The organism is Polaribacter sp., assembly GCF_965656025.1.
In the GTDB taxonomy this organism is placed as follows: Bacteria; Bacteroidota; Bacteroidia; order Flavobacteriales; family Flavobacteriaceae; genus Polaribacter.
Window position 1 is genome coordinate 14,985 of the sequence record NZ_CBFHJT010000008.1, and the last position, 7,356, is coordinate 22,340.

6 protein-coding genes are annotated in these 7,356 nt (G+C 30.2%); 1 reads left to right on the forward strand and 5 read right to left on the reverse strand.

The window, feature by feature from the left end:
- From ACTG3S_RS02575 to porZ, 3 genes are all read right to left on the reverse strand, one after another.
- Window positions 1–2,396, reverse strand: a 2,396-nt coding sequence (locus tag ACTG3S_RS02575; RefSeq protein ID WP_439127815.1) for a TonB-dependent receptor plug domain-containing protein, incomplete at its 3' end; no start/stop codon positions are given.
- Entirely contained in the window at window positions 2,397–3,119 is a 723-nt protein-coding gene (gene recO / locus ACTG3S_RS02580) for a DNA repair protein RecO (protein WP_439127816.1), read from the reverse strand. It abuts the gene before it with no gap.
- Entirely contained in the window at window positions 3,120–5,447 is a 2,328-nt protein-coding gene (gene porZ, locus ACTG3S_RS02585) for a type IX secretion system anionic LPS delivery protein PorZ (RefSeq protein ID WP_439127817.1), read from the reverse strand.
- A gap of 86 nt (window positions 5,448–5,533) precedes the next feature.
- Between porZ and ACTG3S_RS02590 the strand changes: the two genes are divergently transcribed.
- Complete coding sequence (locus ACTG3S_RS02590; RefSeq protein WP_439127818.1) at window positions 5,534–6,007, forward strand: CYTH domain-containing protein; 474 nt, start codon at window positions 5,534–5,536, stop codon at window positions 6,005–6,007.
- 235 nt (window positions 6,008–6,242) lie between these two features.
- On the opposite strand, the gene trhA is transcribed toward ACTG3S_RS02590, so the two are convergent.
- Together trhA and ACTG3S_RS02600 are read right to left on the reverse strand one after the other, a co-directional pair.
- Entirely contained in the window at window positions 6,243–6,884 is a 642-nt protein-coding gene (trhA, locus tag ACTG3S_RS02595) for a PAQR family membrane homeostasis protein TrhA (RefSeq protein WP_439127819.1), read from the reverse strand.
- The coding region (locus ACTG3S_RS02600) for a lysophospholipid acyltransferase family protein (protein WP_439127820.1) at window positions 6,881–7,356 on the reverse strand (476 nt) is incomplete at its 5' end. The genes ACTG3S_RS02600 and trhA, both read right to left, overlap by 4 nt.

The following is a 7,356-nucleotide window of genomic DNA, read 5'->3' on the forward strand; positions in this document are numbered from 1 at the left end:
TTATCTAATCTTGCTTGTAGAGAAAAATTAGGGTTTACCACATATCTTCCATTAAAACCAACCGTAAACCAACTTGGTGTACCAAAGTAAATATCTTCATCTTCTGTAGCATTAGCATTTACAATTGGTGTTAAATCATGGTTGTCTATACCTTCTGTAATATTAAAATCTTTAATATCTTTTTTAGCATTAAAACGCAATGCAGCACCTAATTCTATTTTATCAGCTCTGTAATTTACTTCAAACTGACCAAATAAAGGAGGAATAGAAGACATGGGTTCTTCTGTATCATAGGTTCTCCCTTTCGTATAGGTAATAAAACCAGAAGTTTTCCAAGCATTCGAAATTTTACCTAAATAATTAACAGTGGTACCTGCAATGTATGCTGTCCCTTTATTTTGATTGGAAACTGCGTTGCCAAACTCGCCATCAAATTCTACTTGCTTTATACTACCATCTGCATTGTAAACAAAATCTCTTTGTATGTAATTGTCTAATAATGTGTAATAAACATTGGCTCCTAATCTAAATTTTTTATCGTTAAAAAACTTTAAAATACTAAACTCGGCACTGTAAGCAAATTCTGGCGTTACTGCTATATTTGGTATGGTTACATTACCTGCTTTTTCTCTAACTCTACCAATATCATCTATATTTGGAGATCTAAAACCAGACGATACTACACTGTTTATTTGCCAATTTTTGTTAGGTTTGTACACATAACCAGCAGTTGCAGTAACTGCTGAGTTATTTGCAGAAATATCTTTGTCTTCAAATTGCAGAAAAGTTTCGTCTATCCAAGTTGCATTTAGTTTGGTATTTGTAAAACGAATACCGGTGTTTAACGTAGATTTTTTACTTATATCTTGTCTATAATCCAAATATACAGCTGAACTTAAGTAGTTACTATTACCATCAGGATAACGAGATTGAACTTTAAAATCATTAGAAAAACCATTAATTTCTCCGTTTACAATATTTAATTCCTTTCCATAAGAATTAGAACCAACATCATTGTAAGCTATTTCAAAACCATAAGATAAGTTTCTGGTTTTATCTGTAGTTAAAGGCACAGAGAAATCGCCATTCAAACTAAAAACAGCTACAGATTCTTCTCTGTAAGACCTGTCTAAACTGCCAAATTTACGTTGTATTCTACTTTCTTCTATATTTTGATATGCTGCAGTGATACTTCCATTTTCTAACCAACTTTTATTAGGATTTAACAGTAGTTGAGAAGATACTAAAAACCGATTTTGTGGTCCATAATACCATTCAGCAAATTTTAAAGAAGAGGTGTCTGTTATATCTGTAAGTTCCATTAACCTATCAAATCTTGGGATGTCTGATGATGTTGAATATTGTAAATTTACCTTTAAGTCTGTATTTTTAGATAGCGGTATAAAAAACTTTTGCAGCACATCTGTTTGATTGTAACCTGTATTTCGTTGTAAATCTGGATTTGAGTTTTTTGTTGGTGTTACTTTATAATTACCATTTAAATTTTCTGAATAAAAAAACACTTTACCCCAATCTTCAAAACCATGAGAACGATTTTTACCTGCCATTAAATCGCCAAAATCGCTGTAAGAAATACTGGTTAGTGATGCCCAATTTTTTCCTCTAATTTCTGCAGTAAAATTAGTTGTAATTTCTTGATTAACAGTAGAAAATCTAGAAAAAAACTGACTTTTTACTTCATTTTCATCTGAAAGTCTAGGGGTTTTTGTGTAGTAATGAATAACTCCACCTAAAGCATCTGAACCATAAACCACTGACGATGGCCCAAAAACGACTTCTGTTTTATCTAACATGTTTGGGGTTACAGTAATGGCATTTTGCAAATGTCCTTTTCTGTAAATGGCATTATTCATCCTTACACCATCTACAACTAATAGCACTCTATTAGATTCCATACCTCTAATTACCGGACTACCACCACCAAATTGAGATTTTTGAACTTTTACACCGGGTATTGTTGCCAATAAATCTGCGGATGTTTGCGGAGACACTTTTTGTATTTCTCTTGCATTTAAAACTGCAATTTGTTCTGCAATTTTACCAGATTTTTGATCTTTTTTAAACAAAGAAATTACAATTTCGTCTAACTGTTCAGATTCTTTGGTTAAATAAACAATGTAATTGTTTGTTTTTATAGTGGCTTTTTTAATTCTTAAAACAGCATAAGATAAGTGAGAAAAAACAACAATCTCGTTGTTTTTAAATTCAGAAATATCTACAGTACCATTATTTGTAGTAATGCTTATTGTCTGTTTATCATTAAAAACACTTACATTTTTAACAATTTTACCAGTTTGTTTGTCTATCACTTTTACGTTTTGGCCAAAAGCCAAACAACTCACAAAAACACTTATTATAAAAAGAAAGTTCTTCATTTATCTAAACACTGTTTCTAAAATTTGTAACGATTTTGGTTTTCTAAAACCGTCCAAATGTAATTCAAAATATTGTATTATAATTTGCAATACCAATTGTCTTTCTGTTTTACTAAAAGACACCTTTTCTATAGCATCAAAATTTATGCCTAACAGCTTTTTAAATTGATAAAATTTGTTACCTGTAATTACATTTTTATTTGTTGCTGATTCTGAGAAACTTCCATTTAACAAATCGAATCCATATTTATGTGTTTCTGTTAAATCTGGATAAAAACCTAAGTATTTTGACGTGTTTAACAAAAAAAGCAAATGAAAGTTTGCAATTTTATCATGTACATCTAGCCAAATTAGTGCTGTTTCTAAATAATTATAAAAGCCTTCGTTTTTTTCTTCTTCTTGTATACTACTAGATAAAACTTCTGAAATAAATAATACCACAGACTGTTTAACAATATCTTTGTAAATTGTTTTATATGGGTGCAGTATTTGTACTTCTTTTATGGTGTTTAGCGTATTCTTATTGTTGTGATTTGCAACTATAGTTAACTGAGTAAGTGGTTGAAAATAGGCTACTTTAATTCCTCCTTTTTTGGCTTTTAAAATACCTTTTATAATGTAAGACTTTAACCCTTCTTTGACTGTATAGCATTTTACAATTAAGCTCGTATCACTATATTTTAATGCATTTAAAACAATTGCTTTTGTTGTTATAACTGCCATTTAGTTTACAATAGCAATTTTAGTAATCGAGGTTTCAGAAGCATCATCATTAGAAAGTAATACAATGTATACACCAGATGCTACGCTTTTACCAACCAAGTTTTTCTTGTTCCAAACTACTTTACCACCTTGTAATTCTTGCCCTTCAACAACATTGGTTTCGTACACCAAATTACCAGCTACATCAAGTATTTTTACATTAGTCCCTTTAGGCAAATGTGCACCATTTCTACCATCTATAGTTACTGTTGTATGGTTTTTTAAGGCTGGATTTGGATAGGCATAAACATCACCTAAAACATCACCAAAAGGAGCTACATTGCTATTGTAAGCCACAATACCTTTGTCTGTTGCAAAAAACACCTTACCTGTGCTATCATCTACCTTTATTTTTAAAATTCTATTTGAGGGTAAAGGTGAATTTTTTTTACTAAAATTAGCAATGGTTGTTTGTCCATTTGGGTTTGTGTACAAAACACCTCCATTATCTGTACCAATCCATTTATTGTCTGCTCCATCTACAGTAATACTATTTATGGTTTGGTCCCCTGCCAATTTTTTGGGAATTCCATCATCTAAAATAATAATGGGATTGGCATTTGCAACCGTTTCTTGAAAAACACCAGAAGCGTTGTTGTAAACTACCAAACCAGATCTAGTACCCAACCAAATGCTGTTACTTCTATCTACTGCTATGGTTCTCACAGTTCCATCCGGTAAATTACCTAAGTTTGGTGTGGCTATTAAAGATTTTTTTCTATTTCCATTTTCATTAAAAACGAAGGCGCCATTGTTTCTAGAACCGTACCAAATACTATTGTTTCTATCTACAATCATTTCGCTTAAACCAAATGCAGGGTCTGTTTTTACAGAACTCATATCAAAACTAGACCACTGCCCATTTGCAGATAACTTTTTTAACTCATTGGGCACACCAATATTTGTGACCCAAAGATTGCCTTGGCTATCTAATGCTGTGCCACTAGTTCTAATGGTAACTCTGTTTGGGTCTAGGGCAACAATATCTTCTAATGGACTATTTAAGTGATTGTAAAATGTAGTAATTTGATCATTTTCTACGACTAGCAAACCACCTGTAGAAACTGTATTTACTTGATTTGTATCTCCAAAAGAACTTATATAAACCTTGTTTTCTTCATTGGTATCTATGGTTATATAATTTAAATCTGTTAACGGGAAATTAGGGTCGTATTTGGTATTTAACCAATTTTCTCCATTAAAATGACTATAACCTGCTCTATTTCCTGAAGGTGTAAAAGTGGCACTGTAACCTCCATAAACCACCCATAAATTATTGTTGTGTGCTGCTATAGAAAAAGCTTCATTAGAAAGCGGTCCTTCTGGGTGAATTTCTAAAAAATTAGTTGGCTCTGATGCTGTAACTGCCAAAACACCAAGTTCTTTTGAACCTAAGAAAGCTAAGTTATTTTCAAAAAAAGCGGTATTTAATGTAAAAATTGTATTTGTGTTTGCAGTAAACTGTGCAATTTGATTCATACTAATATCTAAAACAATTGCTGTGTTATTTAAAGCAATTGCTAAATTTGTTTCTGAGGGTTTTAAGTTTTGTATCGTTTCAGAAAAAGTATTTATTGTGGAAGTTGTAGTTCCATTAAAACTAAATAATGTATTGTTTTCTGTAACGTAAACTATATCATTAAACACTACAATATTGCTAAAATTTCTTGCTGGAAGTACTTGTTGCCAGTTGTTAAAGTCTATTAATGCATTGTTGTTAGCATCTGCTGTGTAAATTCCGTTTTCTGAAGCTGCATAAATAATATTATTAAAAATAATTGTTTTATTAATTTTTACAGCGGATGAGTTGGCTCCAATAAAGTAAGTATCTCCAAACTCTAAATTTTCTATATCGTATACCACTATTGCAAATGGTGTTGCTAAGTAAAGTTTGTTATTTAATTCGCTTATATGATTAATGCTTTTTTCTCCAGATTGATTAAAATTTACAATGTCTGATGAAATGGTAATACTACCATCATCATCTATTACCTCTACCAAACCATTTTGATAGCCAATTACGAGTCTTTTAAATTCTTTATTGTAGTAAATTGCAGTGGTCGTTTCTCCTGATAAACCCTGTACTGAGGATAGTTTCGAAATTTCACCATTTGAAGTATTATAAGTAAAAACGGCATTGTCCGAAAGCGCATAAATAACATCATCTACTTTTACAAAATCTTTTACGTTATTGTATGAGTAGAAATCTTCCCAAGAGCTGCTGTAATCCGTTTGTGCAGAAATAGCTAAAGAAAATGTGATAAAAAAAAATAAAAAGTAATTTTTCATTTTAAAATTTATATTTCAAAGATATTTATTTATTGTTAGATTAACGAGAAAAGACCTTACATTAGTACAAATTTGAAAGATTTTTTATGGCCGTAGAAATAGAAAGAAAATTTTTAGTAAAAAATGATGACTTTAAAAAGGAAGAGCATCAAAAAAAACACATAAAACAAGGATATTTAAACTCCAATAAAAATAGAACTGTTAGAGTTAGAATTACTGAAAATAAAGCTTTTTTAACCATAAAAGGAAAGTCTAACAAAACGGGCACTACAAGGTTCGAATGGGAAAAAGAAATACAAATTACTGAGGCGGAAGAATTATTGCTTTTGTGTGAATCTACCATTATAGAAAAAAACAGGTATGTTATAAAAAAAGGCCAACACTTTTTTGAAGTTGATGAATTTTTGGGAGAAAACAAAGGTTTATTGATTGCAGAAGTAGAACTTGAAGATGAAAACGAAAATTTTGAAAAACCAAATTGGTTGTCTAAAGAGGTTACTGGAATTGTAAAATATTACAATTCTTACATCAGTAAAAATCCATTTAAAAATTGGCCATAAAAAAACCTCGAACAAAAGTTCGAGGAAATTTAATAAACCTACCCCCTAAATAAATTTATAAATACTTCATACATCAACAAAAGTTAATATAATTAGCTCTACAAAGATATAAATATTTTCGAACCAAACAAAGAAAAAGAGGTTTTTTTAGAGTTGATAATAATTATTTTAAAAAATCATTTTTTTACTAAAAACATTCTTTTTTATTAAAGGATTTAGCAATAAAAACTATATTTTATAAAATATTATTTATTGATAAAAAGTGGCTAAAACTCCCTAAAAGGACAAATAAATGGAAAATTGCATGGTTGTAGGGCAGTTTTTTTATCATATATAAAATGGCTCCAACACTATAAAATAGGCCACCTAAAAAAAGTAAATTCAAACTATAGGTAGATAAACTTTTCATTAAAGGCTTAATAAAAAAAACTACTTGCCAACCCATTAACAAATACATTGCAGTAGAAATTATATTATACTTTCCTGTAAAGAATAGTTTTAAAATAATACCAACTAAAGCAAAAAGCCATACAAAAATTACCATATAAGCTCCTAAATAGCTATCTAAAGCCACCAGACAAAAAGGTGTATAGCTACCTGCAATTAAAACATAAATAGCTGCATGATCAAAAATATTTAGCCTTCTTCTTTTTTTTGGATTTTTTGCTGCGTGGTAAAATGTAGAGGCTGTATATAAAATAATTAAACTTACACCGTAAATTATAAAACTTAAGGGTTTAAAAAAACCACTAAATTGAAATGCTTTTATTACCAAAAAAGGAAACGCAACAATACTTAACAGCAAACCAAATGCATGCGACCAAATATTTAGTTTTTCTTCTGTAGCTGAATAGTTAAAATTTAGTTTTTCGCTCATTTTATTCTATTTGTATCTTTCATGTACTTTTTATCATTTGCCAATTCTTGTTGTATAATTTGAAACGTTTGGTCTTTTAAATTATTCATATCTTTAACTACAGACATTTCTTTAGTTTCTATAAATGTGTGTTGTTTTACCCTTAATTTTCCTGGACCTCCTTTGAAAACATCCCAAGAAAAAAAACGTTTGCAATCGTAATAAGTTTGTGGCACAATGGGTATTTTAAATTCTATAGCTAAACTAAAAGCGCCCTTTTTAAAAGGTGCTAAAACAACATCTTCTGTGGGTACTAGTCCTTCAGGAAAAATAGCCATACTTACTCCATTTTGCAACCTTTCTTTTGCCATTTTAAAAACTCTTTTTCGGCTTTCTAAACTACTTCTATCTACCATAATTACTACTCGTTTATAAAAAAAACCAAATACTGGTATTTTAACCAACTCTTTTTTTCCAACAAAAACAATAGGGT